Origin of the sequence: Amycolatopsis sp., from assembly GCF_035276945.1 — a bacterium.
Taxonomy (GTDB): Bacteria; Actinomycetota; Actinomycetes; order Mycobacteriales; family Pseudonocardiaceae; genus Amycolatopsis_E.
In genome coordinates this window covers 33696-57224 of the sequence record NZ_DATELF010000159.1, presented here as the reverse complement: position 1 = coordinate 57224, position 23529 = coordinate 33696, and the positions used below count along the sequence as shown (strand labels likewise).

General features: G+C 70.6%; 26 protein-coding genes, 1 pseudogene and 1 riboswitch. Of the genes and pseudogenes, 10 read left to right on the top strand and 17 right to left on the bottom strand.

The features are described 5' to 3' along the window. Window positions 1-4 precede the first annotated feature (4 nt). The gene (gene egtB, locus VJT49_RS28995) at window positions 5-1351 is read right to left on the bottom strand and encodes an ergothioneine biosynthesis protein EgtB (protein ID WP_324168131.1); all 1347 of its coding nucleotides are present in this window, start codon (window positions 1349-1351) and stop codon (window positions 5-7) included. Further along, the gene (locus VJT49_RS28990) at window positions 1348-2682 is read right to left on the bottom strand and encodes a glutamate-cysteine ligase family protein (RefSeq protein WP_414636111.1); all 1335 of its coding nucleotides are present in this window, start codon (window positions 2680-2682) and stop codon (window positions 1348-1350) included. Before VJT49_RS28990 ends, egtB begins: the two co-directional genes overlap by 4 nt. A gap of 239 nt (window positions 2683-2921) precedes the next feature. On the opposite strand from VJT49_RS28990, the gene VJT49_RS28985 reads away from it, so the two are divergent. Further along, the gene (locus tag VJT49_RS28985) at window positions 2922-3515 is read left to right on the top strand and encodes a helix-turn-helix domain-containing protein (protein WP_324168130.1); all 594 of its coding nucleotides are present in this window, start codon (window positions 2922-2924) and stop codon (window positions 3513-3515) included. On the opposite strand, the gene VJT49_RS28980 is transcribed toward VJT49_RS28985, so the two are convergent. Further along, window positions 3512-4108, bottom strand: coding sequence for a TetR/AcrR family transcriptional regulator (locus VJT49_RS28980; protein WP_324168129.1), 597 nt, complete (start codon window positions 4106-4108; stop codon window positions 3512-3514). The two genes, VJT49_RS28985 and VJT49_RS28980, sit on opposite strands and share 4 nt — an antisense overlap. Before the next feature lie 256 nt (window positions 4109-4364). Between VJT49_RS28980 and VJT49_RS28975 the strand changes: the two genes are divergently transcribed. From VJT49_RS28975 to VJT49_RS28960, 4 genes are all read left to right on the top strand, one after another. After that, window positions 4365-5702: a hemolysin family protein gene (locus VJT49_RS28975; protein ID WP_324168128.1), complete on the top strand. Its 1338-nt coding sequence runs from the start codon at window positions 4365-4367 to the stop codon at window positions 5700-5702. Beyond that, window positions 5699-6742 carry a hemolysin family protein gene (locus VJT49_RS28970; RefSeq protein ID WP_324168127.1) on the top strand — a complete coding sequence of 348 codons (1044 nt, stop codon included), beginning with the start codon at window positions 5699-5701 and terminating at the stop codon, window positions 6740-6742. Before VJT49_RS28975 ends, VJT49_RS28970 begins: the two co-directional genes overlap by 4 nt. Then, window positions 6729-7616: a 3-methyladenine DNA glycosylase gene (locus tag VJT49_RS28965; protein WP_324168126.1), complete on the top strand. Its 888-nt coding sequence runs from the start codon at window positions 6729-6731 to the stop codon at window positions 7614-7616. The genes VJT49_RS28970 and VJT49_RS28965 overlap by 14 nt, the downstream gene beginning before the upstream one ends. A 214-nt stretch (window positions 7617-7830) precedes the next feature. Next, complete coding sequence (locus VJT49_RS28960) at window positions 7831-8622, top strand: hypothetical protein (protein WP_324168125.1); 792 nt, start codon at window positions 7831-7833, stop codon at window positions 8620-8622. Window positions 8623-8656: 34 nt separating this feature from the next. On the opposite strand, the gene VJT49_RS28955 is transcribed toward VJT49_RS28960, so the two are convergent. Together VJT49_RS28955 and VJT49_RS28950 are read right to left on the bottom strand one after the other, a co-directional pair. Beyond that, a complete protein-coding gene (locus VJT49_RS28955; protein WP_324168124.1) occupies window positions 8657-9487 on the bottom strand; it encodes an aldo/keto reductase in 831 nt (276 codons plus the stop codon). Between the two features lie 478 nt (window positions 9488-9965). Continuing rightward, a riboswitch (glycine riboswitch) is annotated at window positions 9966-10061 on the bottom strand. Between the two features lie 71 nt (window positions 10062-10132). After that, on the bottom strand, window positions 10133-10699 hold the full coding sequence (locus VJT49_RS28950) for a MerR family transcriptional regulator (RefSeq protein WP_324168123.1): 567 nt from the start codon (window positions 10697-10699) through the stop codon (window positions 10133-10135). Between the two features lie 266 nt (window positions 10700-10965). On the opposite strand from VJT49_RS28950, the pseudogene VJT49_RS35500 reads away from it, so the two are divergent. Next, window positions 10966-11100: pseudogene (locus VJT49_RS35500) on the top strand (TetR/AcrR family transcriptional regulator); the annotation flags it as partial. A 187-nt stretch (window positions 11101-11287) separates the two neighbouring features. Then, entirely contained in the window at window positions 11288-11560 is a 273-nt protein-coding gene (locus VJT49_RS35495) for a hypothetical protein (protein WP_414636110.1), read from the top strand. A 4-nt stretch (window positions 11561-11564) separates the two neighbouring features. On the opposite strand, the gene VJT49_RS28940 is transcribed toward VJT49_RS35495, so the two are convergent. The 6 genes from VJT49_RS28940 to VJT49_RS28915 form a co-directional block, all read right to left on the bottom strand. Further along, a complete protein-coding gene (locus tag VJT49_RS28940; protein WP_324168122.1) occupies window positions 11565-12038 on the bottom strand; it encodes a bifunctional nuclease family protein in 474 nt (157 codons plus the stop codon). A gap of 246 nt (window positions 12039-12284) precedes the next feature. Next, window positions 12285-13034: a MerR family transcriptional regulator gene (locus tag VJT49_RS28935; protein WP_324168121.1), complete on the bottom strand. Its 750-nt coding sequence runs from the start codon at window positions 13032-13034 to the stop codon at window positions 12285-12287. Then, window positions 13031-13495 carry a glycogen accumulation regulator GarA gene (gene garA, locus VJT49_RS28930; protein WP_324168120.1) on the bottom strand — a complete coding sequence of 155 codons (465 nt, stop codon included), beginning with the start codon at window positions 13493-13495 and terminating at the stop codon, window positions 13031-13033. Before garA ends, VJT49_RS28935 begins: the two co-directional genes overlap by 4 nt. A gap of 112 nt (window positions 13496-13607) precedes the next feature. After that, window positions 13608-13997 carry a glycine cleavage system protein GcvH gene (gcvH, locus tag VJT49_RS28925; RefSeq protein ID WP_324168119.1) on the bottom strand — a complete coding sequence of 130 codons (390 nt, stop codon included), beginning with the start codon at window positions 13995-13997 and terminating at the stop codon, window positions 13608-13610. Between the two features lie 41 nt (window positions 13998-14038). Beyond that, window positions 14039-14662, bottom strand: a complete 624-nt coding sequence (locus tag VJT49_RS28920) for a CDP-alcohol phosphatidyltransferase family protein (protein ID WP_324168118.1) — start codon at window positions 14660-14662, stop codon at window positions 14039-14041. Window positions 14663-14672: 10 nt separating this feature from the next. Next, window positions 14673-14873: a hypothetical protein gene (locus VJT49_RS28915; protein WP_324168117.1), complete on the bottom strand. Its 201-nt coding sequence runs from the start codon at window positions 14871-14873 to the stop codon at window positions 14673-14675. A gap of 135 nt (window positions 14874-15008) precedes the next feature. Between VJT49_RS28915 and VJT49_RS28910 the strand changes: the two genes are divergently transcribed. Together VJT49_RS28910 and VJT49_RS28905 are read left to right on the top strand one after the other, a co-directional pair. Then, on the top strand, window positions 15009-15500 hold the full coding sequence (locus VJT49_RS28910) for a hypothetical protein (RefSeq protein ID WP_324168116.1): 492 nt from the start codon (window positions 15009-15011) through the stop codon (window positions 15498-15500). A gap of 105 nt (window positions 15501-15605) precedes the next feature. Then, window positions 15606-15953 (top strand): hypothetical protein, encoded by a 348-nt coding sequence (locus tag VJT49_RS28905; protein WP_324168115.1) that lies wholly within the window; start codon window positions 15606-15608, stop codon window positions 15951-15953. Between the two features lies 1 nt (window position 15954). On the opposite strand, the gene VJT49_RS28900 is transcribed toward VJT49_RS28905, so the two are convergent. From VJT49_RS28900 to VJT49_RS28880, 5 genes are all read right to left on the bottom strand, one after another. After that, on the bottom strand, window positions 15955-17646 hold the full coding sequence (locus VJT49_RS28900; protein ID WP_324168114.1) for an AMP-binding protein: 1692 nt from the start codon (window positions 17644-17646) through the stop codon (window positions 15955-15957). A gap of 58 nt (window positions 17647-17704) precedes the next feature. Further along, window positions 17705-18523 carry a crotonase/enoyl-CoA hydratase family protein gene (locus VJT49_RS28895; RefSeq protein WP_324168113.1) on the bottom strand — a complete coding sequence of 273 codons (819 nt, stop codon included), beginning with the start codon at window positions 18521-18523 and terminating at the stop codon, window positions 17705-17707. A 112-nt stretch (window positions 18524-18635) separates the two neighbouring features. After that, entirely contained in the window at window positions 18636-19850 is a 1215-nt protein-coding gene (cobA, locus tag VJT49_RS28890; protein WP_324168112.1) for a uroporphyrinogen-III C-methyltransferase, read from the bottom strand. A gap of 301 nt (window positions 19851-20151) precedes the next feature. After that, a complete protein-coding gene (locus tag VJT49_RS28885; protein ID WP_324168111.1) occupies window positions 20152-20409 on the bottom strand; it encodes a hypothetical protein in 258 nt (85 codons plus the stop codon). 77 nt (window positions 20410-20486) lie between these two features. Continuing rightward, complete coding sequence (locus VJT49_RS28880) at window positions 20487-21155, bottom strand: Crp/Fnr family transcriptional regulator (protein WP_324168110.1); 669 nt, start codon at window positions 21153-21155, stop codon at window positions 20487-20489. A 73-nt stretch (window positions 21156-21228) separates the two neighbouring features. On the opposite strand from VJT49_RS28880, the gene VJT49_RS28875 reads away from it, so the two are divergent. Then, the gene (locus VJT49_RS28875; RefSeq protein ID WP_324168109.1) at window positions 21229-22140 is read left to right on the top strand and encodes an effector-associated domain 2-containing protein; all 912 of its coding nucleotides are present in this window, start codon (window positions 21229-21231) and stop codon (window positions 22138-22140) included. A gap of 15 nt (window positions 22141-22155) precedes the next feature. Here the strand turns inward: VJT49_RS28875 and VJT49_RS28870 are convergent, their stop codons facing one another. After that, window positions 22156-23484, bottom strand: coding sequence for an MFS transporter (locus tag VJT49_RS28870; protein ID WP_324168108.1), 1329 nt, complete (start codon window positions 23482-23484; stop codon window positions 22156-22158). Window positions 23485-23529 lie beyond the last annotated feature (45 nt).

Here is a 23529-nt window from a genome sequence, read left to right as displayed (position 1 = left end):
CGCCTCACGCGAGATCACCCGCGTCCCTCGCACACCGGAACCCGGAGAAGATCTGCCGCCGGATCGGGTAGTCCCAGTTCCGGAAGGTGCCCCGGATCGCCGCCGCGTCGGTGCCGAACGAGCCGCCGCGCAGCACCTTGTACTCCGGGCCGAAGAACACCTCCGAGTACTCCCGGTACGGGAACGCGGCGAACCCCGGGTAGCCGTGGAAGTCGGTGCTCGTCCACTCCCAGACGTCGCCGATCAGCTGGTGCACGCCCAGCGCCGACACCCCGGCCGGATAGGCCCCGGCCACCGACGGGCTCAGGTACCGCTGGCCGAGGTTCGCGTGCTCGGGGGTGGGGTCGCCGTTGCCCCACGGGTACCGGCGGGACTGCCCGGTGGCCGGGTCGAACCGGGCCGCCTTCTCCCACTCCGGTTCGGTCGGCAGCCGCTTGCCCGCCCAAGCCGCGTACGCCTCCGCCTCGTAGAACGAGACATGTACGACGAACTGCTCCGGCGGCACGGGTTCGTCGAGGCCGAACCGGGTGCGCCACCAGCCGCCCGCCTCGCGGCGCCAGAACCGCGGCGCGGTGATGTCATGGGCCGTGCGGTACGCCCAGCCCGCCTCGCTCCACCACCTGCGCTCGTGGTAGCCCCCGGACTCCACGAATTCGAGGTAGGCACCATTGGTGACGGGGGCCGTGTCGATGAAGAACGCGTCCACCACGACCTCGTGCGCCGGGCGTTCGTTGTCCAGCGCCCACGGTTCGACGCTCGTGCCCATCAGGAACGGACCCGCGGGCACCAGTACCTCGGCGGGCAGCGCGCCGGTGCGGCGGCCCGGCACCGGCGGAGCGTGCAGCACCGGTTCCCCGCGGCGCAACTGGTGCGTGGCCAGCATGGTCTCGTCGTGTTGCTGCTCGTGCTGGGTGATCATGCCGAAGGCGAACGCGGCTTCGGTGAGCCGGCGGCCCTCCAGCGGCGCCTTCTCCAGCACGTCGAACGCCTTCTCACGAACCTGGCTCGCGTAGGCGCGCGCCTCCGCGGGCCCGAGGAGCGGCAGCGACGGCCGGTCGGACCGCTTGTGCTGGAAGGCGTCGTACAGGTCGTCGATGTCCGGGCGCAGCGGCTCGAGCCCCCCGACGTCGCGGACCAGCCACAGCTCCTCCTGGCTGCCGATATGCGCGAGGTCCCAGACCAGCGGCGACATCAGCTTCGAGTGCTGGCGGACGAGATCGGCGTCGTCCACCGCGTCGGTGAGCCCGGTGCTGCGCCGCCGCGCCCTGGTCAGCGCGTCCGCCGTGTGCTCGCGGAGCTTGTCCTGGCCGAGCTCCCGGAGCGGGTGCGCCGCTTCGGTGAGGTGGTTCATTCCTGCTCCCTCCAGTTCTGTCCGTCCTCGTGCGGGCGACCGGCCGCGTGTCCGTGCACCAACCGCCGCACGCCTTCGCTGATCTCGTCGAGCAGTCCGCCGGGAAGCCCCGTGTGGCTCAGCTCCGCACAGCCCAGGTCGACGACCTTCCTCGCCACGGCGGCGATCTCCGGATCCGTCAGCCCGCATCGCGCCGCCTGTTCCCACCGGCCGGCGACCGGCTCGCAGAGCTCCCGTACCGTGTCCACAGTGGACTGCCGGTGCAGCAGCGCGGTGAGTAGCGCCACCGGATGCAGCCAGCGGTGCGCCGGCTGGGCGTCCAGGTAGCGGACCTCGAGGTAGCCCCGCGGGCGCACGCCGGGGAACATCGTGGTCAGGTGGTAGTCGAGGTCGGCGAAGGTCGGCGGGCCGGGCAGGTCCACCGCGCCGCGCCGTTCCACCCAGTCCGCGAAGGTCACCCCCGGGGGCGCATCCCACCGGCCGCCCCGCCGCACCACCATCAGCGGGGTGTCCATCACCCGGCTCGCCCAGCTGCCCGGCGGGTCCGGGGACGGCGGGGTGGCGAAGGTGCGGCACGGCTCGGTCGCCAGCACGGCCAGCCACCGCGCCGAGGCGGTCCCGGTGTCCCGCCCGGCGTGGTGCCGCGAGTTGGCGAAGGTGGCCAGCAGTGGCGGGCCGAGGGCGTGCACGGCGGCCCAGCGGGCTTCCAGGGTGTCCCGCTCGCCGCTGTCCACGCAGATCTGCAGCCCCGCGGTGCTGCACATCATCGTGACGCCGCCGGTGCCCAGCGGGGCGAACCGGCGCTCCATGGCCGCGTAACGCTTGGTGTCCAGTACCCGCACCGGCGGCCGGAAGGCGTCGATCCCGGTGTGGCCGAGGGTGAACCCGGCACGGGCGAGGAGGTCTTTCAGATAGGCGAGATCGGCGGAGACGGCCTGCTGCAGCCTGCCGAGCGACGGCTGCGGGACCGCGGAGATCTCCACCTGGCCACCGGGCTCCAGGGTCAACGGTGAGCCATCGGGTAGCGGTTGCGCGGGACTGTCGGAGCGAAGGGTCCGCGGCGTGTGCGGGCCCAGTGCGGTGGCGAGATCATCGGGGTCGAGGGGTCTTCGGGGGTCGGTCGCGTAGTGCACGGTGTATTCGAGTTCGACGCCGAGCAGCCGCGGTGGGCCGTGTTTGAAGCAGACCGAGGCGACGTAGGCCTCACCCTCCGCGCGATCGGAAATCACCTTCGCCGACAAGGCGGCCACGTCGTTGCCGCGTTCCGTGGTCAGCTCGACCACCGCCTCTCCAGTGCCCGGCACATGCTGCCGGGGCCGAATCGCGGTCATCTCGTACCCGTCCGATCTCCTAGGGGGAGCACTTGTCTTCGGACGCTACACGCGGGCTAAGACAATTTCAGGCTCCGAATCGGGAGTTACCGCCGTTGTCGCCCGGCCAGCGCGCGACCCGAACGACCGGCCAGGGCGTGCTCTGCCATCATCTTCCCGACCGCCGTCACCGCGTCACCAGTCGTACAGTACGTACGTACGGATTGCGTGAGAACTTCCTGGGGTGACAGGATCACAGAATGCCACGGGTCAGCCAGGATCACCTGGATGCGCGGAGACGCCAGATCCTCGACGGCTCGCGGGTCTGCTTCGCCCGCTACGGCTACGAGGGTGCCACGGTCCGTCGCCTCGAGGAAGCCACCGGCCTGTCCCGTGGAGCGATCTTCCACCATTTCCGTGACAAGGAATCCCTGTTCCTCGCGCTCGCCGAGGAGGACGCGGCGAGGATGGCCGACGTCATCGCCGCACAGGGCCTGGTTCAGGTGATGCGCGACCTGCTGGCCGGCGCCGGCGAGCAGCCCGCCGACTGGCTCGGCACCCGGCTGGAGGTGTCGCGGCGGCTGCGTACCGACCCGGAGTTCCGCGCCCGCTGGGCCGAACGCTCCCAGCAGCTCACCATCGCCACCCGCCAGCGGCTGCTGCGCCAGCGCGAGGCCGGGGTCCTGCGCGACGACGTCGACGTCGACGTGCTCACGTCCTATCTGGAGCTGGTGCTCGAGGGGCTGGTCTCGCACCTGGCGATGGGCTTGCCCGCCGACGACCTCGGCCCAGTGCTCAACCTCGTCGAGGAAAGCGTCCGCCGCCACCGCGTCGGCGCGGTTCAGGGCTCCTAGAGTTCCGAGCCCGCGCCGCCACCTCCGGCGAGGGTCTCGATCAGCATGGTCAGGCGTTGCTCCCGGTGCTCGGGCGGCAGGCGGCCGTCGCGGTGGAGCGTGACGAAACCGTGCAGCGCGCTCCAGCCGAGTTCCGTGAACGTGCCGGGATCCCTCCCACCCGCCAGCGGCCCCAGCGCCTCGAGCAGCCCCGCGAAGGCCGCGTGCAGCTCCTCCGGCGTGTCCGGGCGGCCGAACGGAAGGTCGGTGGTGCGGGCGAACATCGCGTCGTACAGCACCGGGTTGTGGTCGGCGAACTCCGCATAGGCCCGCACGACCGCCGACAGCGCGCCGACCGGCGTCGACGCCTCTTCCGCTGCCTTCCGCAGCGCGACCGCGAGCTCGCCGAACCCCTCCACCGCGACCGCCTCGACGATCGCGTCCTTGCCCTTGAAGTGGCTGTACAGCACCGGCTGGCTGTACTCGATCCGCTCGGCGAGGCGACGGGTGGTCACCGCGTCCCAGCCCTCGGCCTCCGCGAGCTCCCGGGCGGCCCTGATGATCAGCCGGTGGCGTTCGGCGCGCTCCCGCGCCCGGCGTTCCTGAACGGACATCCGCTTGATTCTAGCATTGCTAGAGGTTCGAGCACCTTTCCGCACCCAGATCCGGGCGGTGCCGCCGGCGTGGCCGGTATCATTGATCCCACCGCAGCCTTTTCCTCGAGGAGTGACTCTTTTCCGTGCGCGATGCGCAGTCACCTGGTGACAGTACTGGGCCGGGTGACGAACCCGGCTTACCCGGACACCATCCCGGCGCCGCGGTAGCGGCCCCCGAGGTGCCGGCCACCTCCCGGAAGGCGGCGAGCGGCCGATGAGTGCGCTGCTGTCCGCCCTCGGCGTGTTGTTCTTCATCCTGCTGACGGTCGCGACGGGCCTCGCCGTCGCCGCGGAGTTCTCACTGACCGCGCTCGAGCGCAGCACCGTCGACGCCAACGTCCGGGAGGTCGGCGACCGCCGGGCCCACACCGTCCGCAAGGCCCACGCCACCCTGTCCTTCCAGCTCTCCGGCGCCCAGGTCGCGATCACGCTGACCACCCTGCTCACCGGTTATGTCGCCGAGCCGCTGATCGGCGACCTGGTCCGCCCGGCGCTGACCGGGCTGGGGCTGTCCGAAGGCGCGGCCGAGGGCACCTCGGTTGCGGTCGCGCTGCTGCTGGCGACCGTGCTGTCGATGGTGCTCGGCGAGATGGTCCCCAAGAACCTGGCCGTGGCGCGCCCGCTGCCCACAGCCAGGGCGGTGATGGGCTACCACTCGCGGTTCTCCGCCATGTTCCGCTGGTTGATCACGCTGATGAACAACAGCGCCAACTTCCTCGTCCGGAAGTTCGGGGTGGAGCCGCAGGAGGAACTGCGGTCGGCCAGGTCGCCGCAGGAACTCGGGTCCATCGTCCGTACCAGCGCCGAGAGCGGCACCCTCGACACGTCCACCGCCGAACTGCTCGACAAGTCGTTGCGGTTCGGCGGCCGGACCGCCGAGGAACTGATGACCCCGCGCGTGCAGATCGAGTCGCTGACCGTGGGCGACTCGATCAGCGACCTGATCGAGACCTCCCGCCGCACCGGGTTCTCCCGCTTCCCGGTGTACACCCAGGACCTCGACAACGTGCAGGGCGCGGTGCACGTCAAGCAGGTGTTCACGGTCGCCGCCCGCGACCGCGACACGGTGCGGATCGGCTCCATCATGCGGCCCGTGCCGACCGTGCCGGAGTCTCTGCCCGGCGACGCGCTGCTCTCGCGCCTGCGTGATTCGCGCTTCCAGATCGCCATGGTCGTGGACGAGTACGGCGGCACGGCCGGGCTGGTGACGCTGGAGGACGTGGTCGAGGAGATCATCGGCGACGTTCGCGACGAGCACGACGAGGGCGAGGCGCCCGCGTCGCAGCAACTCGACGTCGACACGTGGATGGTCTCCGGCCAGCTCCGGGCCGACGAGATCGCCGAGATCACCGGCTTCCGGATGCCCGAGGGCGACTACGAAACCATCGCGGGTCTGGTGCTCGAGCGGCTGGGTAGGCTTCCGATCGCGGGTGACTCGGTGGAGATCGACGGCTGGCGGCTGACCGTGATGACCATGGACCGGCACCGCATCGCCGAACTGAGCGTGCGCCGGCTGGCCGAAGCGGAAACAGGCCAGGAGGAGAGCCGATGAACGACTGGCTCGCCATCTTCGCGGTCGTGCTCCTGCTGCTGGCCAACGCGTTCTTCGTGGGCGCCGAGTTCACCCTGATCTCCTCCCGCCGGGACCGGCTGGAAGCGCTGCTCGAACAGGGCAAGATCCGCGCGAAGATCGTGATCAACGCCAGCCGGCATGTCTCGCTCATGCTCGCCGGCGCCCAGCTGGGCATCACCATCTGCTCGCTGCTGCTGGGCCGCCTGGGCGAGCCCGCGGTGGCGCACCGGCTCGCCGGTTTCTTCGCGCTGCTGCACATCCCGGAGGTGCTGCTGCACCCGTTCTCGTTCGCGATCGCGCTCGCGTTCATCACCGTGGCGCACGTGCTGATCGGCGAAATGGTGCCGAAGAACCTGGCCATTGCCGACCCGGAACGACTGGCGCTGTGGCTGGTGCCGGCGCACGTCGCGTGGGTGAAACTGGTCAACCCGTTCATCTGGCTACTGAACTTCGCCGCCAACTCGATGCTGCGCCTGGTGAAGGTCGAGCCGAAGGACGAGTTGGAGACCGCCTACACATCCGCGGAGCTGGCCGAACTGCTCAGCGAGTCGCGCCGGGAAGGCCTGCTGGAACAGTCCGAGCACGAGCGGCTGAGCCAGACGCTGTCGTCGGTGCAAAAGACCGTCGGCGACGTGCTGGTGCCGATCGGTCTGCTCACCACCCTGCCCGCCACCCCCACCATCGGCCAGGTCGAGCAGGCGGTGTCCATGACCGGCTTCTCGCGCTACCCGCTGTGCGCCTCCTCCGGCGAGCTGATCGGATACCTGCACGTCAAGGACGTGCTCGACCAGATCGGCGACGACCCATCGACCACGGTCCCGGCCACCAAGACGCGGACGCTCACGGAACTGCCGGTGACCGCCCGTCTGGACGAAGCGCTGTCCGCGATGCGCAAGGAAGGCACGCACCTCGCCCGCGCCCTCGACGCCACCGGCACCCCCGTGGGTGTGGTCGCCCTGGAGGACCTGGTCGAGGAGTACGTCGGCACGGTCCGGGACGGCACCCATGTCACGGCCTGAGCGCACCTGGCTGGCCGAGGACACCTGGCGCGAACGGGAGCGCGCGCACGCCGGGCGGATGCGGCGATGGACCCTTCCCTACCTGGAACGGCGGTCGCGCGGCGAGAGGCATCCCGTGTACGACTTCCTGTTCCAGTACTACAGGCACCGGCCGTCGCACCTGGAGCGCTGGCAGCCAGGTCCGGGCGTGGTGCTCGGCGGCCCCGGCGCCCGCGAGTTCCTGGCGCGCGGCGGCTATCGCGAAGCCGACGGCGGGGTCGTGCTCGACGAAAGCGCCTTCACCGAGAAGCACGCCCGCACCGCGCGGTCGACGCTGGCCCTGCTGAGGGCGACGGCGGCCCGGAAACCCCGGTTGAACTGCTTCGGCCTGCACGAGTGGGCCATGGTCCACCGGCAGCCGGCCCGGGAGATCCGGCACGGCCGGCTGCGCCTCCGGCTCGGCACGGCCGGGACGGATTCGGTGGTGGAGGCGCATGAGATCCGCTGTGGGCACTACGACGCGTTCCGGTTCTTCACCGGCGCCGCCCGCCCCCGCAACGAGCTCCAGCCGACCCGGGCCACGCAGGCCGAACACGAGCAGCCGGGCTGTCTTCACGCCAACATGGACCTCTACCGCGCGGCCTACAAGCTCGATCCGTTCGTCCCCGCCGAGCTGGTCGCCGACTGCTTTGAACTCGCCGCGGAAATTCGTGAACTGGACATGCGGGCCAGTCCGTATGACCTGACAGAACTCGGGTACGCACCGGTCGCCGTCGAGACGGGGGCCGGCCGGGCGGAGTACGTCCGTGCGCAGGCCGGGTTCGCACGTCGTGCGGAGCCGCTCCGCGCTCGCCTTATGGCTCACTGCGCATCTCTGCTCACGCTGCGGGAGTGATCTTTGGGGAAGTATCACGTTTCCCTAACGACGTACCCCTGTTAGGGTGAATGCATTTGACTGGCGGGCACGGAGAGTGGAAGGGACATCGATGGGTCGTCACAGCATGCTCGAGGACCCTGTTCCCTGGCCGGCTGAGAGAACCAGCGGGTACCACACCATGCCCGGTGGACGTGTCCCTCCTGCTCCACAGCCCGGGCCCGCCGAGACCACCGTGCGGATCCGCCGTCCGCAGGCACCCAGCGACCCCCAGCCAGGCAACCGTCCGCGGCCAGGCAAGAAGCGGCCCGCCCCCGGTCCTACCGAGGCCGAGCGGCGGCCCGAGCCGGCCGCGGGCGCGGTGCTGTCCGGGAGCTCAGCCCCCCGGCCCCGGCCGGGGGCAAGCCCCCAGACCCCCTCGAAAGGCTCCGACGGCACGGTCGCCACCGGGCATCACCGGGCGGTCGGCACCGCCGCCGGCCGGCGGCGGATCGCCAAGTGGCCGATCGTGACCGGTGTCCTGGTCCTGCTCCTGGGGCTCGGCATGCTCGGCTGGGGCTGGGCCAACAACGTACTGGACAGCCGGACCGAAGCCCAGGCCAAAGCCTGCACCGAAGGGGACTCGACGATGAAGGTCGTGGTCGCCCCGGGTGCCGTGCAGCCGGTTTCGGCCGCGGCCGCCAAGTGGAACGAGGCCAAGACGGTGGTGCACTCCTACTGCGTCCGCATCGACGTCCAGTCCTTCGCCTCGGACCACGTCTACAGCGCGCTGACCGGACAGAACCCCGACGCCATCGGCGGTATCCCCGCGGCATGGATCCCCGAAGCCGGAAACTGGGGCGACCGCCTCGCCGCCGCGCGGCCCGACCTCATCGGCTCCCCCGCCGAGAAGCTCACCGCCGGGTACACCTACATCGGCCTCGGCGGCTCGGCCGTGGACGAGGTAGCCGTCCGCGCGGCCCAGGTCTTCCGCGACTTCCTGATGCAACCGGCCCAGCAGTCCGCCTTCTCCCCCACCGGTACCTGAGGCCCGGCCACGCCGCCGGGCCGGCCTTACCTGCTCAGGCGAGGTTGAAGGTCTCGGGGTCGGGGCCGGTGCGGGTACCCTTGTCCAGCTCGCCGAGCACCATCAGGTCGTCGTCGGCCAGTTCGAAGTCGAAGACGTCGATGTTCTCGCGGATCCGCGTGCGCGTGACCGACTTGGGGATGACGATGTTGCCGAGCTGCAGGTGCCAGCGGAGCACGATCTGCGCGGGGGTCTTGCCGTACTTCGAGGCCAGGCCGGTGACCGCCGGGTCGGCCAGCAGCGCACCCTGCGCGAGCGGGCTCCACGCCTCGGTGGCGATGCCATGCTCGGCGTGGAACGTCCGCAGCTCCGCCTGCGGCAGGCGGGGGTGCAGCTCGATCTGGTTGACCGCCGGCACCACCGAGGTCTCGCCGGACAACCGCTCGAGGTGCGCGATCTGGAAGTTCGACACGCCGATCGCGCGGATCCGGCCGTCGGCGTGCAGCTTCTCGAACGCACGCCAGGTGTCCACGTACTTGTCGCGCTGCGGCAGCGGCCAGTGAATCAGGTACAGGTCGAGGTAGTCCAGGCCCAGCTTGGCCAGGCTGGTGTCGAAAGCGCGCAGGGTCGAGTCGTAACCCTGGTCGGAGTTCCACAGTTTGGTGGTGACGAACAGCTGCTCGCGGGGCAGGCCGCAGGCGCGGATCGCCTCGCCGACCCCGGCCTCGTTCTGGTAGGCCGCGGCGGTGTCGATGCTCCGGTAGCCGGCCTCGATCGCCAGGCCGACCACCTTCGCGGTCTCGTCCGCGGGCACCTGCCACACCCCGAAACCGAGCTGCGGGATCTCCACGCCGTTGTTGAGCACGATGGCGGGAACGGTGACCATCAAATGCGTTCCTTTACTCCGGGTGCGTCTGTTTCGATCCACCGCAGATCCTGCCACTGCCCTTCGGCGGGTGCTGAAGGTACTCCCCGGTACGCGGGTCGGCCGGGCGCCGGAGGGCGGCGGGATGGTGTGGACCAGTTCGTGGCGGGGGCGCGGCTTCGGTTCGCCGGGCCGACGTTCAGGCTCGACGGCACGGCCGACGGGCACCACGACATCGCCGGGTTCTCGTCGTATCCGGGCCCGCAGCAGGGCGCGGACGAACCGCTGCGATCGCTTCGCCATGGTGGTGGTCGAGAACGACCGGATCCTGCTCGGCCTTCTGGGCGGACCCGGACACCACGCGGGTGCCCGGGTCCCCTTCCCCGCTCTGTCCATGCCCTCAAGGGGCGCCTGAGAGGTTCACCCGTGTGTTGAGCCGGGTTTGCACCGTCGGCGGGGTCATCGGGTTGTGGCCGGTCGACCCGCTTTCCAGAGGCGTCTCATCCGCACGGTCCGGGGTGCCTGAGAGGTTCGGGGGACTTGCTCCTTCGGCGCCGAACCCGGGTAAGGGTTCGAACTCTCCCGCACGGCTTCGGCGACTGCGAATGGCAGCCTACCCAGCCTCGGACGCGAAGATCTTTCACCCGGCAGCCAGTGTGGGCGCCATCACCCCGTGCGCCGGCCGTTCCGCCGCTGACTCAGTTCGTCGGGCACCTCCGGCTCGACGGGCCCGCCGTCGGCCCGCTCGGCGGGGAACTCGTGCAGCGTGCCGGTGATCTCCTGCATGTGCACCTTGACCGCGATGCCGAACACGCCCTGGCCGCCCTGCAGCAGATCGACGATCTCCTCGGGCGAGGTGCACTCGTACACGGTGGTGCCGTCGGAGACCAGCGTGACGTTGGCCAGGTCGCGCGCCCCGCGCTTGCGCAGGTGCTCGATGGCCACTCTGATGTTCTGCAGCGAGACGCCGGTGTCCAGCAACCGCTTCACGATCTTGAGCGACAGGATGTCCTTGAACGAGTACAGGCGCTGCGAACCCGAGCCATGTGCGCTGCGCACGCTCGGCGCGACGAGTTTCGTCCGCGCCCAGTAGTCGAGTTGGCGGTAGGTGATGCCGGCGATCTGACAGGCCGCGGGTCCCCGGTACCCGACCAGCTCATCGGGCAGGGAGGAGTCAGGAAAGAGCTCGCCCTGCTCCCCGTCGACCGCCCTGACCGGCCTTTCGTCGACCACGCATGCCTCCCCTCAACCGGCCGGGCGGCCGGTCGAAACAAGCACCCGAATCCCGGGGGCGGGATCCCTGGCAGTGGCAACCGCGCAGGTTGTGCCCCACTCGGCCTAATCACACCCACGCGATTTCCCGACTTCGACCGTAAGCGTGCGCGGTCTGGAGGTCAACGCGACGCGCGGTGCAGCTCAAACCCTTCTGGTGAGTTCACCCGGGCCAGCGGGGATTTACACGTCCATGTTATTTTTTACTTGTTCGGATAACAGCGGAGATGCAGCCGGACCTCGGCCTCGGTGTGACCGAGGCGGCGCGCCGGGCCCAGATCCTCGGCGCCACCATCGACACCATCGCCGAACACGGCTACCCCAAAGCGTCCTTCGAGCGCATCCGGGCACGGGCCGGGCTCGGCAGCACTCGGGTCATCACCTATCACTTCGGCACCAAGGCCGACCTGATGACGGCCGTGCTCGGGACGATCGTGCACGTCAAGGACCAGTTCACGGCGGAACGTGCCGGGCGGGCAGACGATCGCAAGGCGATGCTGCGGGCCTACCCCGAGGCCGAAGTGGTTTTCCTGCGCGCACCCGGACGCCGTGCGTGCGCTGAACGAGATCGCGCGGAACACGGCCGGAGACCCGATCACGGAGGCGCTGCTCGCCGACCTCCGGGTCGGGCGGCTGGCCCGGCAACTGCGGCAACGGCAACGGGAAGGGATGTTCGGACCGTTCACCCCGGAAGTGATGGCCCGCACCATCGCGCACGGGATCGACGGTGCGGCGACCGCACTGGCCGAGGACCCGGACCTCGACCTCGACGCCTACGGGCGGGAACTGGCCGCGCTCTTCGAAAAGGCCACGGCCTCCTGAGAACTCAGGTGTCGGCGCCGCGGAAGTCCTCGGGGGACACCGACTCGAGGAACTCGCGGAACTTCTCGACCTCGTCCTCCTGCTCGTCGGGAATGATCAGGCCCGCCTCCTCCAGCACCGTGTCCACGGCGTGGATGGGCACCCCGACCCGCAGGGCCAGCGCGACCGAGTCGCTCGGCCGCGCGGAGACCCGCACGTTCCCGTCGAACACCAGCTCCGCGAAGAAGGTGCCTTCGCGGAGGTCGGTGATCACGACCTGCTTGAGCTCCCGGCCCAACGCCCCGATGACCTCTTTGAGCAGGTCATGGGTCAGTGGCCGGGCGGGGCGGACGCCCTGCTGCTCCAGCGCGATCGCGGTGGCCTCCACCGAGCCGATCCAGATCGGGAGGTACCGTTCGCCCTCGGTCTCCCGCAGCAACAAGATCGGCTGATTCGCGGGCAGCTCCACCCGCACGCCGACGACGCGCATCTCGCTCATCGGGCTTCGCCTCCCTCTCCTGTGCGCGGGCCGCAACGCTGCTTCGAGGATCCCGCATCGACATTCCCGACGCTACCCGTCATACGGGCGGCTCGCTTTTCGCCTGTCCTGACTGTCCTGGACTCGAGTGCGAACTTCCCAGTCCGGCAACCCATCACCAACCGTACGGCATCTTCGCCGTGAGGAAGAGGCATGAAACAGTGTCATTACCGACGAACTTGATAACCAGCTTGCCCGGTCGGCCGCCTAACAGCCTCCGGTGACCGCCCGGACACCGGCCTTGACCAGCAGCGTGTGCAAAGTCACCGACAGCGCGGCGAGTTCGCGTGCCATCTCGTCCGCACGCGCCCGTGCGCCCGCGTCCCGCTGGCGGTAGACCGGGGCGACGATCTGCTCCAGCAGGCCGACCTCCCGGTCCGCGGAGGCCCGGAAGGCCCGCAGGTGCCGGGGCTCGATGCCGAACTCGGTCATCGCGCGGACCGTCCTGGCGACCAGCACCGCTTCCGGGTCGTAGAACCCGGCCGGCCCCGGCCGGAGGAGCCCGTACTGCTGGAGTTCGGCCAGGGTCGCGGTGTCGATCTCCGCCTCGGCCAGGAGTTCCTCCTGGGTCAGCCGGACCTGCGCGCCCGGCGCGAAGTCGTCGGCTCCGGGCAGCCCGTCGCCGGAGCGGTCCGGCAGCGACACGAGCTTGCGCGGCAGCCGGGCGAGTGCCGGCTCCGGCGCGGCGGCGCCGCGGTCGGCGGCGTCCAGCTGCTCCTTGATCACCTTCAGGGGCAGGTAGTGGTCCCGCTGGGCGGACAGCACGAACCGCAGCCGCTCCACGTCGGCCGGGGTGAACTGCCGGTAGCCCGAAGGCGACCGGCCGGGCCGCACCAGGCCCTCGGACTCGAGGAACCTGATCTTGGAGATGGTGACATCCGGGAAGTCGACGCGTAGCTGCGCCAGCACGGTCCCGATGCTCAGCCCATCACGCTGTGGCCGCCCGGCAGCCGTCACCGTGCCCCCTGGCCCCCGTGCCCCGGGCTGGTCAGGAAGACGAGGCGGAACTTGCCGATCTGAACCTCGTCGCCGCCGGCGAGCACGGCCTGGTCCACCGGCTCACGGTTGACGTAGGTCCCGTTCAGGCTGCCGACGTCGATGACGACGAACTCGCCGCCCTCGCGCCGGAACTCCGCGTGCCTGCGGGAAACCGTGACGTCGTCGAGGAAGATGTCGCTGTCGGGGTGCCGCCCCGCGCTGGTGGTGTCCCGGTCGAGCAGGAACCGGGAACCCGCGTTCGGACCCCGCTTGACGACCAGCAGTGCCGAGCCGGCCGGCAGCGCGTCGACGCCGGCGACCGAAGGCTCGGGTGCAGGCGGCTCCTGCCCCTCCGCGTCCGCCAGAAAATCGGCCCGGAAAACCGAAGTCTTCTCCGGAGACCGCTCCGGGGGAACGCCGGGCCCGTCGTTCGTGCTCACCTGAGCTCTCCTCACCACTGAAGTGTCCGTCTAGCTGAGAACGTGTGCTGTCAACGTACCGTGCCTGATCGATGCGAGAGGAAGGACTCCCCCAAGTAAGGCCCGGAGATAATCAGCCCTGATCCTGGATGAGGCGCTGGTATGCGTCCGGATCGAGGAGGCTGTCGAGGCCGGCGGGGTCGTCGAGCCTGATCTCGATCAGCCAGCCCTCGCCGTAGGGGTCGCTGTTGAGCAGCTCCGGGGAGTCGGCGACGGCCTCGTTGACCGCGATCACCTCGCCGTCCACCGGGGCGAACAACTCCGACACGCTCTTGGTCGACTCGACCTCACCGAAGCTTTCGCCGGCGGTCACCTGCTTGCCCACCTCGGGCAGTTCGACGAACACCACGTCGCCGAGCTGGTCCTGCGCGTACTCGGTGATGCCGACCCGGACGGAGTCGCCGGCGCCGGCCGAGACCCACTCGTGTTCCTCGGTGTAGCGCAATTCTTCTGGAGCGGACACCGTGCTCCCCTTTCCCTGCCTTGCTGTTCTCGCGCGAAGTCTTACAGATGGGTTCCCGGCCCGACGGGCCGCCTGTCACGCTGGACGGCGAGGACGGTCTGGATCACGTACAGCGCGCCTGACCACAGGTAGAGCAGCCAGCCCCAGGCGGTGAAGGCGTAGGCGATCGGGCGGGCGATCGCGGCCACCGTGCCGTCTCCCTGGGTGAGCAGAAGGAAGGGGAAGGCGTACATCAGCACGAAGGTCGCGGCCTTGCCGGTGTAGGTCACCTCGGGCGGGGCGAAACCGTGGCGGCGCAGGACGAGAAGGCACACCCCGACGATCAGCTCACGCACCACCAGCGGGGCGACCAGCCACCACGGCATGATCCCGCGCACCAGGAACGCGACCAGGGTGGCGACGATGTAGAGCCGGTCGGCGGCCGGGTCGAGGAGACTACCGAGCCGGCTCTGCTGGTTCAGCCACCGCGCGAGCTTGCCGTCCAGCCAGTCGGTCAGCGCGCTGGCCACCAGCAGTGCCAGCGCCCACAGGTCCTCGTGGGGACCGAGCAGCAGCCACAGGAACACCGGCACCCCGGCCAGCCGAAGCAACGAAAGGATGTTCGGCACGGTGAGCGCCTGCTGGAGCAACGGCCGCTCCGCCCGCCCGGCACGGGGGTTCTCCACCCCCGTCACCCTAGCTGGCCGGGCGAAGGCTCCAGCCGCGGCGCTGCAACTCCGCGCGGGTAAGGGAAACCGGGCGCCCACGGTCGTCGGCGCCGATCCAGCGAACGGCGCCGGTCTGGGTGTCGAGGACGTAGGGATGCCCCTGGCTCCACACGACCGTGCAGGGCGCGGTCGGGGGAAGGGTGGTGCTGCGTTCGTCGTCGGTACTCATCACGTTGGTTTTCGGCAGTCAAGGCCTCGATGTTAACGGTTTCGCAAGGATTCACCCACGGCGTGTGAGGGGTGAACAGTCCGTAACTGTCCATGATGGACCAGTTCTCAGCCCCGACGTCGAGGAGGATCTTCCATGGGAGTGCCAGGGCCGGCGTTGCTGGCCGCCGTCGGTGCCGCCGCGGTGGTGCTGGGCGGCTGCAAGACCCAGGAGGTCGAGGTGCGGTCCACGGTGGTGAAGTCCACCTCGGACCCCGATCCGGGGGCGCGGCCGACGTCCACTCCCCGAAGCACGAAATCCGTCAGAGCCGAGGCCGGACCGGAGGAGGAGTCCGATCCCCCTCGGCCGGCCGCGTCCGCCGAGCGGGCCGGACGCGGCTGCGGTACCGTCCACGCGGCGAGCGGCCCGAACCTGGAGGTGCTGGAAATCTCGCTCAGCGGCGTCGACTGCGCCGAGGCGCGCCGGCTGGTCACCGAGTTCCACGCACGGGTCGCCGGAAGGCACCACGCGGGGTCCAGGGCGGTCAGCGTTTCGGTACATGGCTGGCTGTGCGAGTCCTCCTCGAGGGGCGGGTTCACCTGCACCCGGCAGGGGAACAGCGTGCGCGCCCGGACCGTCCCCCACTGAAGACCGTGTCGACGTGGTGTGCGTGACGGTACGGACAACACAGCCCAGACGAGTTCCTGAAAGCTTCATGAAAGTCCTTCGTGTGCTCGGCCCGCGGCCGCCTGCGTGGTCCTGCTCGGCGCCTGCGGCGGCCAGCGGGCACCCGCCCGGACCCCACAGCCGGAAACCTTCGCGGTGGCCGGTCCGTCCGCGACCGGGACCCGCTGCGGAACGGTCACCGGCAGCCTGGGGTCGGCGCGGGCCTACGTCCGGGAGGGCGACGTCGGCCGCCGGGAGGCGACCTCCCTGCTGACGCAGTACTTCACCAGGCTGACCCCGGCCGAGGAGGCCAAACCCGACGGCGCGGGGCCTGTCGTGATCGGCCAGTGGACGTGCGGCAGCGACGCGGGCGCGCCCCTGTCGGCCGCCTGCTCCACGGAAGACGACCGCCAGATCGCCACGACGCCTGCCTGACTCAGGACTTGAGGCCCGGGAAGTCGTCGTCGCGGTATTCGCCGTGCGGCCGCGTGGCCGCGGATCGCTCCCGGGTGCGCAGTTCGACGCGGCGGATCTTGCCGGAGATCGTCTTCGGCAGTTCCGTGAACTCCAGGCGGCGGATTCGCTTGTAGGGCGCCAGGTTCCGCCTCGCGAAGGCCAGGATGCTCTCGGCGGTGGCCGCGCTCGGCTCGTGGCCGGCGGCGAGCACGACATAGGCCTTGGGCACGGCGAGCCGGATCTCGTCGGGCGCGGGCACGACCGCCGCCTCCGCGACCGCTTCGTGCTCGAGCAGCACGCTTTCCAGTTCGAACGGGGAAATGCGGTAGTCCGACGCCTTGAACACGTCGTCGGTGCGGCCCACGTAGGTGATGTAGGAGTCCTCGTCCGTCGAACCCACGTCGCCGGTGTGGTAGTAGCCGTCGGCGAACGCGTGCGCGGTGCGCTCCTCGTCGTCGGCGTAGCCGGTCATCAGACCGACCGGTGGCCGGGACAGCTCGAGGCAGATTTCACCCTCTCGCGCGCGTTCCCCGGTGATGGGATCGATCAGCGCCACCGCGAAGCCGGGCATCGGGCGCCCCATCGAACCCGGCTTGACCACCTGGCCCGGCGTGTTGGCGATCTGCACGCTGGTCTCGGTCTGGCCGAACCCGTCGCGGATGGTGACGCCCCACGCCTTGCGCACCTGGTCGATCACCTCGGGGTTGAGCGGCTCACCCGCGCCGACCACCTTCCGTGGCGGGGCGGTCAGCGCGGTGAGGTCGGCCTGGATCAACATCCGCCAGACCGTGGGCGGGGCGCAGAAACTGGTGACCCCGCACCGGTCCATCTGCGCCATCAGCGCCGCCGGGTCGAAGCGGGTGTAGTTGTACAGGAACACCGTGGCTTCGGCGTTCCAGGGCGCGAACACGTTGCTCCACGCGTGCTTCGCCCAGCCGGGCGAGGAGATGTTGAGGTGCACGTCGCCCGGCTCGAGCCCGATCCAGTACATTGTGGACAGGTGGCCGACCGGGTACGAGAGGTGCGTGTGCCGCACGAGCTTCGGCTGCGCGGTGGTGCCCGAGGTGAAGTACAGCAACAGTTCGTCGCTGGCGGCGGTCGTCCCGTCGGGCTCGAACTCGCCGGATTCGTCGTAGGAGTCGGCGAAGGAGAGCCAGCCCCCGGTCTTCTCCCCCACCGCGATCCGCGTGTAGTCGCCCGTCACGTCGGCGAACTTCGCGGTGTCGGCGGAGCGCACCACGACGTGCCGCGCCGTGCCGCGGTCCACCCGGTCGCGGAGATCGGCCGGACCGAGCAAAGTGGACGCCGGGATGAGCACCGCGCCGAGCTTCATCGTGGCGAGGATGGTCTCCCACAGTTCGACCTGGTTGCCCAGCATCAGGATCAGCCGGTCACCACGGCGCACGCCGTGGGCGCGCAGCCAGTTCGCCACCCGGTTCGACCGCGCCGCGAGTTCCGGGAACGTCCAGCGCCCCTCCGAGCCGTCCTCCTCGACGATCCACAGCGCGTATCGCTCGGTGTTCGCGGGATCGCGGGCCATGACGTCGAACCAGTCGAGGGCCCAGTTGAACCGCTCCGGCCGGGGCCAGGTGAATCCGCGGCAGGCGGTCTCGTAGTCCTCGCGGTGCGCGAGCAGGTAGTCGCGGGCCTCGCGGAAAGCTGCGTTGCTCACCTTCGGTTTCCTCTCCGTGCTGTTCAGGACGCGTCCCGCGGTTCTGTCCGGGTCGCGGTCATTCGCCCCGGAATTCCGGCTCGCGGCGCTCCAGGAAGGCCTGCACCGCCTCGCCCAGGTCCTTGCTCGGCAGGAACGCGGCGTTCCACGCCGAGACATACCGCAACCCGTCGGCGACCCTCCGCTCGGCGCCGGCCGACAGCATCTCCTTGACGCCCTGCACCACCAGCGGCGGGTTCGCCGCGATCTCCCCGGCCAGCGCCCGTGCGGCGGCCAGCACCGCGTCCTGGTCCGGGTAGACGTCGTTGACCAGGCCGATCTTCTCCGCGCGGGCGGCGTCGATGTCCTTGCCGGTCAGCGCCAGTTCGGCCAGGTGACCGTCACCGATGATGCCGGCCAGCCGTTGCAGGCTGCCCAGATCGGCGACGATGGCGACCTTGGCCTCCCGCACGCTGAACTTGGCGTCCGCGCTGGCCAGCCGGATGTCGGCCGCGCTGATCACGTCCACGCCCCCGCCGACGCACCAGCCGGACACGGCCGCGACCACCGGCTTCCGGGTCGCGGCGACGGAGTTCACGCTGTCCTGGAGTCTGCGGATGTCCTTGAGCAGGGCGGTGCGCGGCGCGGCGAGCGCGTCACCGGCGAGCAGCGGCGCCCAGCCGGGCATCATCGCGGGCAGGTCGAGGCCGTAGGAGAAGTTCCGCCCGCTGCCGGTCAGCACGATCGCGCGGACCTCGGGGTCTTCGTCCAGGCCGCCGAACACGATCGGCAGCTCACGCCAGAAATCCGGGCCCATCGCGTTGCCCTTGCCGGGGCCCAGCAACGTCACCTCGGCGACCTGCCCGACGTGTTCGACCTTCAGCGAGACAAGACTCATACGGTCATCTTGACCCATCTCACGCCGGCGGCGGCCGGGTGGGCGCGACTTTCCCGGGAAAGCCGCGCCCGTGGCCTCCGGCGCCAAGACCCACGAGGGGAGTCGAAGACGATCACCCGGGGTGCAGCGCCGCCACCGGCCCGATCACGATCACCGCGGGCGGGCGCACCGCGGCGGCCTTCGCCTCCTCGGCCACCGCGTCCAGAGTGGACCGGAGCACCCGCTGGGCGGACACTGTCCCGTTCTGGACGATCGCCACCGGGGTGTCGCCGGGACGGCCGGCCGCCAGCAAGGCCTCGGCGAACAACGGCAGCCGCTCGACGCCCATCATGAGCACGATCGTCCCGCGCAGGTGGCCCAGCGCGGCCCAGTCGACCAGCGAGCCGGGATCCCCGGGGGCGACGTGCCCGGAGACCACGACCACCTCGTGCGCGACCCCGCGGTGCGTGACCGGCACGCCGGCCGCCGCGGGGGCGGCGAACGCGCTGGTGATCCCCGGCACCACGGTCACCGGCACCCCGGCCTCGGCGCAGGCGAGCAGTTCCTCGAAACCGCGGCCGAAGACGTAGGGGTCGCCCCCCTTGAGGCGCACCACGAACTTGCCCGCCCTGGCGTTCTCGATCAGGGTCGTGTTGATCACTTCCTGGCTGGCCGCGCGGCCATAAGGGATCTTGGCCGCGTCCACCACCTTGACGCCGGGAGGCAGCTCGTCGAGGAGGTCCCGGGGCGCGAGCCGGTCGGCCACCACGACGTCGGCCCTGGCCAGCAGGCGGCGGCCCTTGACGGTGATCAGCTCCGGGTCGCCGGGCCCGCCGCCGACCAGCGCCACCCCCGGCAGCTCGCCGGTCTCGGCCGAGGTCCCGTCCGCGATGCGGCCGGTGTGCAGGGCTTCCACGATGTTGTCGCGGACGGCGGCCGAGCGCAGCGGCTCGCCACCGGAGAGCACGCCGACGAGCAGGCCCTCGTGGCGGCCGACGGCCGCGGTGACGGCGGTGCCCTCGACCCCCGCGTCGGCCCGGACACAGAACACCCGCCGGCGTTCGGCCTCGGCGCACACCGCCGCGTTGACCTCGGGATCGTCGGTGCAGGCCAGGGCGTACCAGGCGCCGTCGAGGTCGCCGTCGGCGTAGCGGCGGCGATGCCAGACCAGCTCGCCGGCCTCCGCCATCGCGCTCACCGCGGGCGTGGTGTGCGGCGAGATCAGCTCGATGGCGGCGCCGGCGCCGATCAGGCGGGGCAGCCTCCGTTGCGCGACGGTGCCGCCGCCGATGAGGACGACGCGACGGCCGGCCAGGTCGAGTCCGACGAGATAGTGATCCTCGGGCATGGCCTAAGCATGCCTTCCGGCTGGTGGCGCCGCCGTGCCAGCCCTCGCGGAGTGTGAGCGAGCCGGCGACGCCGAACGTCCGGGCGGTGTCCGCGGCGGCCGGCGTGCGCAGGCGCCGGCCACCCGAGGAGACTCTCCGCGCGGAACTTCACCAGCCGCGCCGACATCTCTTCAGCCGCGACCTGGCGAGACGTTCGATTCCGGCAATTCGCGCATCGACGAATTCGAGAGCCCACTCGTACGGGAATTCGCGGACCCTGGTAGAACCGCCGGCCCCCCTCGGGCCGGCGGTCCACCTTGGTCAGTGCCTCGACGCGAGGCTGGGACGTGGTTCGAACGAGCCGAGCCGCCAGGCCCAGTGCAGGCCCTCGAACGCGGCGACCACCGCGCCGCCGATCACCAGCGGCAAGGCGAGCACGGCAGGCCCGCTCACCGTGACCGTGGACAGCAGCATGACCACGGCCCAGACCTGGACGGTGGCGAACGGCAGCGCGAGGCTCGCGGCGTAGACGCTCCGGCGCCAGCGCCTCGGCTGCGGTGCGGGAAGGAACGGGTCCATTTTCTTGCTCCCCTCTGACTTCGACAGGCCAAGCAAACCGCGAACGGCGGGCCAGTTCTGCGTCATCTGCCACAAAATCAGCGAACGAGGCGCCGCAGTTCCTCGGGCTGGTGGAGGATCACGCGCCGCCTGCCGGTGCTGATCAGCCCGCGCTCCCGCAGTTCGCGCAGCACCCGGACGTAGGACTCCCGGGACATCGCCGCCGTGGACGCCAGCTCCTCCTGGGTGGCGGGCGGGACGATCTCGATGCCCTCGCTGGTCGTCTTGCCGTGCAGCACCGCCAGTTCCAGCAACAGCGAGGCGACCCGGCGGACCGCCGATCCCCCGCCGCCGAACTCCGCCCATTGCCGCCCGGTTTCCCGCAGCCGCCCCGCCACCACGCCCAGCAGCGCCCACGCCAGGCGCGGCTGGGTCTGGCACAGCAAGGCGAAGCGGGCGCCCGACAGCGCGAGCACCTCGACCTCGTCGAGTGCCTGCAGGGACGCCGATCGCGGGCCCTCGTCCAGCGCGGCCAGTTCGCCCAGGACGTCGCCCGAGACGCGGACCGCGACCACCACCTCGCGCCCGTCCGGCGCGGTGGACAGCACGCGGACGTTTCCCGAACGCACCACGAGGACATGCCGCGACCGGTCCCCCTGATGGCACAGGTAGTCCCCGGCGGCGTAGGTGCGGCGGGTCGAGTTCCGCTCGATCACCGCGCGCTCGGCCGGCCCGAGCCGGAACCAGAAGCCGTCCGCACCCCGCATACCTGCCAGCGTGCTGGTTTTTGTTGCCCCGCACAACGGCACCGCCGCTAAAGTGGACCAGGGAGGGCGAGCCGTGTCCGAGAAGCTTCCGGAATCCGCTTACCGGTTCCGCACGATCATGGTGGTCGACGTGGCACGGTTCACCGATCCGGCCCGCACCGAGCATCACCAGCGCACCGTGCAGGAAAGCCTGTACGACATCCTGCGTGTGTCCTTCGACGATTCCGGCGTGCACTGGAAGCAGTGCCGGGCCGAAGACCGCGGCGACGGCGCGATCATCTACATACCGCCGGAATTTCCCGCCCGGCAACTGGTCGACCAGTTGCCGGGCCGGTTGCTCGCGGAACTGCGCCGCCACAACGCGAACCACTCGAACCAGGCGCGCATCCAGCTTCGGGTCGCGCTCAACGCCGGCCAGATCTACGAGAACGACAACGGTGTGGTCAGCCACGCGGTGAACCTGGCCTGCCGGGTGGTCGACGCTCCCCCGGCGAAGCTGGCGCTGGAACGCGTGGGCGGCATGCTCGCGCTGATCGCCACGGACTCCTTCTACCGCGACGTGATCCAGCACGATCCGGCCGCCGCCCCGTCGCTGTACCGCGAGATCGACGTCTCCGTCAAGGAAACACGGGTCAGCGCCTGGCTACGGCTGCCGGGGCACGACGGCGCGGACCTGGCCACACCGGAGCTCCCGCGCCGGACCTGGCAGCGCAACGACGCGTTCGAGATGGTCAACGCGCTGCTGGAGATGGCGGCGCTGCGCGACGACGCCAACCGCCAGCTGCTCGTCAGCCAGCTGCGGCCGAGCATCGCCGGGACCGTGCCCTACCACGCCCAGCCCAAGCTGTACCTGCTGTCGCTGGTCAAAACCTGCGAGGCGCACGATGGCGGCCTGATCGAGCTGCTGGAGGTGGTCCGGGCCTTCGAGGGCGACGACTCCCCGGCCGTGCGCAAGCTGGCCGAGGTCATCCAGCGGCAGTGCTGAGTGCCAGGCGGGACCCTACCCGCCCACGTGCTCCGAACGAGACGGCCGGTCTTCGAGAACCGACCGCCGCAGCAACGGAACGCCCAGCAGGACGAAGGCCGCGGGCAGCAGCGAGAAGCCGATCAGGATCGCGGTCACCGCGCTCCCCGGCTGCGCGGCTGAAGCGTCCACAGAGGACACATAGCCGCCCGCGGACAGCACCAGCCCGAACAGGCCAGGGCCCAGCGCGAGACCGAGCGTCTCCGCCGCCGTCCACACCCCGGCCGCGATCCCGGCCCGGGTGGCGCCGGTGCGTTCCTCCTCCGCGCTGATCAGGTCCGGCAGGATGGCCAGCGGGAACACCTGGAAGCCCGCGTAGCCGACGCCGGCCACCGCCACGAAACAGAACGCGACCGCCAGCGGCATGACCTGGGTGGCCAGCAGCCCGAGCGCCCCCACGGCGAAGATGACGCACGCCGCGCGGAAGCCCCACAGCTTGCCCCACTTCGCGCCGATCCGCGGCCATACCGGCATCGTCAGCAACGCCGGCCCCACGAACCCGACGAACAGGCCGGTTTGCAGGTCCGCGCTGCCGAACACGTACCGCGCCGCGTAGCTGACCCCGGCGAGGAGCGTCGCCAGGCCGAGCCCCTGCACGAAGTAGACCCCGAGCAGCCACCGGAACGAACGCCAGGCGCGCATGGTCGCCAGCAGCTCCCGCCACCCCGGTGTGGTCGGCCGCCGCGACCCCACGGGCGCGCCGCGCGTGCCCAGGTACACGCCGATCGTGCCGAGGACGATGACCGCCGCCATCGCCACACCCATCAGGCGGTACCCGGAGACCCCGCCGATGCCGTTGGTGATCGCCGGGGCCACCCCGCCGGAAATCAGGACGGCGACCGCGAGCAGCCCGATCCGCCAGCTGGTCAGCCTGGTCCGCTCGTCGTAGGAATCGGTGAGCTCGGCGGGCAACGCGTTGTAGGGCACCTGGAAGAACGCGAAGGCGGTGGCGCACAGCAGGAAGGTGAGCACGACATAGGCCGCGTCGAGCGGTACGTTGCCGAACCCGGGATGGGCGAAGATCGCGGCGAACAGCAGCGCCACGCCCAGCCCGCCGAACAGCAGGAACGGGCGGCGGCTGCCCCGCTTGACCAGGCTCGCGTCGGAAAGGCGCCCCGCGACGGGGTTGAACACCACGTCCCACGCCTTGGGCACCAGCACGATCGCGCCGGCGACCGCGCCGGGCACGGCCATGGTGTCGGTCAGGTAGGGCAGCAGGAGAAGGCCGGGCACGGTGCCGAAGGCCCCCGTGGTGAAGGAGCCGAGGGAGAACCCCAACCTCGTCGAAGCCGGAAGCGCGGCCATGGTCCTCCTCGGGCTGTCGGCGAACGAATTCGCCCGTTGTGCGCG

What these genes read in the sequence shown, in the direction of transcription:
- VJT49_RS28985 (WP_324168130.1), top strand. Translation starts at nt 2,922, where the DNA reads ATGCCACGGGTCAGCCAGGATCACCTGGATGCGCGGAGACGCCAGATC.
- VJT49_RS28965 (WP_324168126.1), top strand. Translation starts at nt 6,729, where the DNA reads ATGTCACGGCCTGAGCGCACCTGGCTGGCCGAGGACACCTGGCGCGAA.
- VJT49_RS28880 (WP_324168110.1), bottom strand. Translation starts at nt 21,155, where the DNA reads ATGCGGGGTGCGGACGGCTTCTGGTTCCGGCTCGGGCCGGCCGAGCGC.
- VJT49_RS28910 (WP_324168116.1), top strand. Translation starts at nt 15,009, where the DNA reads ATGGGAGTGCCAGGGCCGGCGTTGCTGGCCGCCGTCGGTGCCGCCGCG.
- VJT49_RS28970 (WP_324168127.1), top strand. Translation starts at nt 5,699, where the DNA reads ATGAACGACTGGCTCGCCATCTTCGCGGTCGTGCTCCTGCTGCTGGCC.
- VJT49_RS28975 (WP_324168128.1), top strand. Translation starts at nt 4,365, where the DNA reads ATGAGTGCGCTGCTGTCCGCCCTCGGCGTGTTGTTCTTCATCCTGCTG.
- VJT49_RS28990 (WP_414636111.1), bottom strand. Translation starts at nt 2,682, where the DNA reads ATGACCGCGATTCGGCCCCGGCAGCATGTGCCGGGCACTGGAGAGGCG.
- VJT49_RS28980 (WP_324168129.1), bottom strand. Translation starts at nt 4,108, where the DNA reads ATGTCCGTTCAGGAACGCCGGGCGCGGGAGCGCGCCGAACGCCACCGG.
- VJT49_RS28895 (WP_324168113.1), bottom strand. Translation starts at nt 18,523, where the DNA reads ATGAGTCTTGTCTCGCTGAAGGTCGAACACGTCGGGCAGGTCGCCGAG.
- egtB (WP_324168131.1), bottom strand. Translation starts at nt 1,351, where the DNA reads ATGAACCACCTCACCGAAGCGGCGCACCCGCTCCGGGAGCTCGGCCAG.
- VJT49_RS28915 (WP_324168117.1), bottom strand. Translation starts at nt 14,873, where the DNA reads ATGAGTACCGACGACGAACGCAGCACCACCCTTCCCCCGACCGCGCCC.
- VJT49_RS28885 (WP_324168111.1), bottom strand. Translation starts at nt 20,409, where the DNA reads ATGGACCCGTTCCTTCCCGCACCGCAGCCGAGGCGCTGGCGCCGGAGC.
- VJT49_RS28940 (WP_324168122.1), bottom strand. Translation starts at nt 12,038, where the DNA reads ATGAGCGAGATGCGCGTCGTCGGCGTGCGGGTGGAGCTGCCCGCGAAT.
- VJT49_RS28870 (WP_324168108.1), bottom strand. Translation starts at nt 23,484, where the DNA reads ATGGCCGCGCTTCCGGCTTCGACGAGGTTGGGGTTCTCCCTCGGCTCC.
- cobA (WP_324168112.1), bottom strand. Translation starts at nt 19,850, where the DNA reads ATGCCCGAGGATCACTATCTCGTCGGACTCGACCTGGCCGGCCGTCGC.
- VJT49_RS28955 (WP_324168124.1), bottom strand. Translation starts at nt 9,487, where the DNA reads ATGGTCACCGTTCCCGCCATCGTGCTCAACAACGGCGTGGAGATCCCG.